The sequence below is a fragment of the Pontibacterium sp. genome (genome assembly GCF_041587635.1).
In the GTDB taxonomy this organism is placed as follows: Bacteria; Pseudomonadota; Gammaproteobacteria; order Pseudomonadales; family Balneatricaceae; genus Pontibacterium.
On sequence record NZ_JBFGYC010000367.1, the window covers coordinates 1 to 4,171 of the forward strand.

The window sequence follows — 4,171 nt, forward strand, 5'->3', positions numbered from 1 at the left end:
AGCTGATTGATGAGCGCAAGCTGGGCGTTATCCCTGAACCCACATACGGTGGTCAGTTACAGGACTTTGCCGTACCCGGCATCGCTTCTGAAGGTCGGATGCAGATCCACTATCAAGAGCAGGTCATCACGCTCTCCGATGGTGAAACAGCCCGTTTAAGACAACCGACTTACACTATCAGTGATCTGGGATACGGACCGCTACATCCACAGACACAGCTCTCGGCTCGTGTTGCCCCGCCGATGATCGGTTTAGGCCTGCTGGAAGCGATCAGTCGCGAAGATCTACAGGCACAGGCCGACCCGGATGATCAGAACAATGACGGTATCTCCGGACGTCCTAATGAGGTCTGGAATGCGGACCGTCAGCAGGTTGATGTGGGTCGATTTGGCTGGAAAGCCGGACATGCCACCCTCAATCAGCAGAACAACAGCGCGCTGAACGGCGATATTGGTATCTCCAACCCGGACTTTCAAAGCCCTTACGGCGACTGCACCCAGCAACAACCCGCCTGCCTGAAGATGCCCCACGGCAATACAGAACGGCACGATGATCTGGAAGCGTCCCGTCAGATGACGGACCTGATGCTACTCTATACCCGTAACCTCGCGGTGCCCGCACGTCGAAATACAGACGCCCCCGAAGTATTAGCCGGGAAGAAAGTTTTTTATGATAGCGGTTGCCAGCAATGCCACCGCGCCAGCTTTACCATTCGCCATGATCCGGCTGAACCGGAGAACGACCAACCCCAGCAGATCTGGCCGTACAGTGATCTGTTACTGCACGATATGGGGCAAGGCCTCGCTGACCATCGCCCGGAATACGCAGCTACCGGACGAGAATGGCGCACCGCACCGCTCTGGGGCATTGGCCTGACGCACACGGTGAACGGGCATACCTTTTTCCTGCATGATGGGCGCGCCCGCAATTTACTCGAAGCGATTTTGTGGCACGGTGGAGAAGCAACCTCCGCACGGAACGCAGTGGTCCAGATGCCAAAACAAGACCGTCATAACCTGATCCGCTTTTTGGAGTCTCTTTAATGTATAAGCGATCTGCCGTTTTATCTCTGTTTTTACCCGCCGCTCTGCTTTTGAGTCAGTCGGTTAGCGCAGCGCCTACGACCGGCCAATGGCAAGCGCTCAACGTCCAGCTGAGCCAGCAGCATATTCTTCCACGGTATCAGGCGCTTGCGTCCAGCAGCGAGCAGTTGAAACAGGCAACCGCCAGCTTGTGCCAGCAACCCGGCGAAGGTCAGCTCAACGCCAGCCGCAATGCTTTTCACCAAACCATGGATGCCTGGCAGGGGATTCAGCATATTCAGTTTGGTCCGGTTGAATTTTTGATGCGTAACTTCAGTCTGCAATTCTGGCCCGACAAGAAAAACCTCACCAGCAAACAGCTAAACGCCTTGCTGAGCGCCAAAGATGAGAGCAGTTTGAATGCGGATTACTTTCGCGGTGCCAGCATCGCGGTAAAAGGCCTGCCGGCACTGGAACGCTTACTGTTCAGCGATAAATCGCTCACCCCCTACGGGTGCCAGCTGACCCATGCGATCGCGACCAACGTCAGCCTCATGAGTCATGAGATTGCGCAGGATTGGGAATCGCAACAGCTACCCCGTATCGATAGCGCGCCCGACGGCAGCGATTACTACGAAGACAGCATCGAAGCGTCCACCGAGCTGATGAAAGCACTGGTCGAACCGGTCGAAGTGATCCGTGACCTGAAACTGCTGCGCCCACTGCACAAGTCTGCCCAGAAAGCGAAACCGCGCCGTTCAGAGTCCTGGCGCAGTGAACGATCCCTGCGCAATATCAGGATTAACCTCGCCGCGCTGGCGGAACTCTACCGCGGCAGTGACACCAGCAGCGTGAAAGCCTTGCTGCAGGCTGAAGGGCAGGGGGCTCTGGCACAGACCATCGATAACCATTTCGATGCCCTGGATCAGCAGCTGGCGGCAATCGATAACACTTTGTTTAACGCCGTCAAAGACGCAAAAGGTCATCAGCAATTGCGTGATATTGCGACACAGATGAAAGCGCTGCACTCCGAGCTGGAACAAGCGATGCAGGCCCTTGATATTCAACTGGGATTCAACAGCCGTGACGGGGATTAATCGCCGTCAGTTCAGCCTGTTGCTGGCCGGAGCACTGGCCAGCCCGGCACTTCTGGCCCACCAGACCCAGGAACAGCCGTTGCTTGCATCTGCAGCCACCGATAATCAGGGGCGGCACTACCTGCAGCTGATCAGTGATCGCGGCAACGTATTGCTGAATCACCCTTTGCTGTCACGTGCACATCATGTCGCCGCTCATCCATCCGAAACATGGTTGGCAGCAGTGGCGCGTCGCCCCGGTACCTATATTGATGTGCTGGATTATCGCCAGAATACGCTGCTGCACCGCGTTGAATCCGCTGCTGATCGGCACTTCTACGGCCACGCGATCTTCAGTCGCAACGGACGTTACCTGATCAGTACGGAAAATCAGATCAGCGATGGGAGCGGCCGTATTGTTGTGCGTGATTGTCAGCAGCAGTTCAACATCATTGCGGATCATCCTTCGTACGGCATCGGGCCACATGAGCTGGCGCTGCTGAGCGACAACAACACGCTGGTTGTCGCCAACGGCGGAATCCTGACCCATCCGGACAAAGGCCGGGATAAACTCAACCTGGACAGCATGCAGCCCTCACTGGCCTATATTGACCTCGTCAGCGGCGCGCTGTTGGAACAGGTCACCCTACCACCCGAAATGCATCAGCTGAGTATCCGCCATCTGGATGTAAACGCTACCGGAACCGTGGCGATTGCGTTGCAGTACCAGGGGCCCAAGTACGATGATGTGCCTTTGGTAGCGTTACACCGTCGCGGCAATGCCATCCACCCCCTGCGTGCACCTGATGCGATCAATCGGGCGATGAAACAATACTGTGGCAGTGTACGCTTTGACGCCAGCGGGCGGTACGTGGCGATATCCTCACCACGCGGGGATCTGATCACTTTCTGGGATACCCACACAGATGCGTTTATCGACCAGTGCAAAACCCGGGACGGCTGCGGTCTGGCTGCAACCGATGTAGCCGGCGAGTTTCTGATTTCCAGCGGGTTAGGGCGGTTGTACCGCTACGACCTGACACAAGGCAAAAAACAACGTATTCCACTGCAACTGAACCTGCCAGTTGCTTGGGATAATCATATGGTCAGCGTTTGAATCAACACTGCGCTGGAATAAAAAAGGGCCTGGAAGGCCCTTTTTTATTTATCCGATTTCAACTCGTAACGTGCATCAGCAATATGTTCCGCTAAGCGCTCACCTTGCATCGGTTCACCGTACAAAAAGCCCTGAATCAGTTCACAGCCTTCGCCGCGTAGAAAATCCAGCTGGCCACGGGTTTCGATGCCTTCAGCAATGACTTTCAATTGCAGACTGTTCGCCATGGAGATAATGGCTTTCACAATCGCCTCATCGCTGCTCTCGCGCGCGATCCCCTGCACAAAGGTTTTATCGATCTTCAACATATCGATGGGCAACTCGCGTAAACGAGACAGTGAAGAGTATCCGGTACCAAAATCATCGATGGATATTTGCAAACCTTCCTGCCGCAATCTTTCCAACACCTCGGACAGATCATCCAGCGAATGCATCAACAGGGTTTCCGTCACCTCAAACTCTATCCGATGCGGGTCGATACCAAAGCTCTTCAACGAGTCGATAATCAGCTGGCAACAGCCGTTGGTGATCAACTCAATACCGGCAATATTGATCGCCACTTTAGGAATGATCACGCCCTGTTTATCCATCAGCTTCATGAACCGGCAGACCTGTAGGAACACCACTTTAAACAGCGGATAGGCTAAGCCGCTACTCATCGCGACGGGCAGGAACTCAGCCGGAGGCAGCACACCCCGTTCCGGATGCGGCCAGCGGACCAGCGCTTCGACCCCCACCAGCGCCGTGCCATCAATATTCAGCTGCGGCTGGTAATACACCTCCAACTGATCCTCTTCGAGGGCGGTGCGCAGCTCCCGTTCCAGCACATAACGCCGTACCACCTCTTCAGACAGCTTACTCTCGTAGAAGTGATACTGGTTTTTGCCGTTCTCTTTAGCCCGGTACATCGCCATATCCGCATTGCGGATCAGTTGATCACCGTCCTCGGCATCTTC

General features: G+C 55.2%; 4 protein-coding genes. 3 read left to right on the forward strand and 1 reads right to left on the reverse strand.

Translation table 11 applies throughout. The annotated features are described in order from the left end of the window. From ABYW01_RS15585 to ABYW01_RS15595, 3 genes are all read left to right on the forward strand, one after another. Positions 1 to 1,043, forward strand: a 1,043-nt coding sequence (locus ABYW01_RS15585; RefSeq protein ID WP_372834386.1) for a di-heme oxidoredictase family protein, incomplete at its 5' end; no start/stop codon positions are given. Beyond that, on the forward strand, positions 1,043 to 2,119 hold the full coding sequence (locus tag ABYW01_RS15590) for an imelysin family protein (protein ID WP_372834387.1): 1,077 nt from the start codon (positions 1,043 to 1,045) through the stop codon (positions 2,117 to 2,119). The genes ABYW01_RS15585 and ABYW01_RS15590, both read left to right, overlap by 1 nt. After that, positions 2,106 to 3,215 carry a DUF1513 domain-containing protein gene (locus tag ABYW01_RS15595; protein WP_372834390.1) on the forward strand — a complete coding sequence of 370 codons (1,110 nt, stop codon included), beginning with the start codon at positions 2,106 to 2,108 and terminating at the stop codon, positions 3,213 to 3,215. Before ABYW01_RS15590 ends, ABYW01_RS15595 begins: the two co-directional genes overlap by 14 nt. Before the next feature lie 44 nt (positions 3,216 to 3,259). Here ABYW01_RS15595 and ABYW01_RS15600 read toward each other — a convergent pair. After that, on the reverse strand, positions 3,260 to 4,171 hold a 912-nt coding region (locus tag ABYW01_RS15600), incomplete at its 5' end, for a putative bifunctional diguanylate cyclase/phosphodiesterase (RefSeq protein ID WP_372834392.1).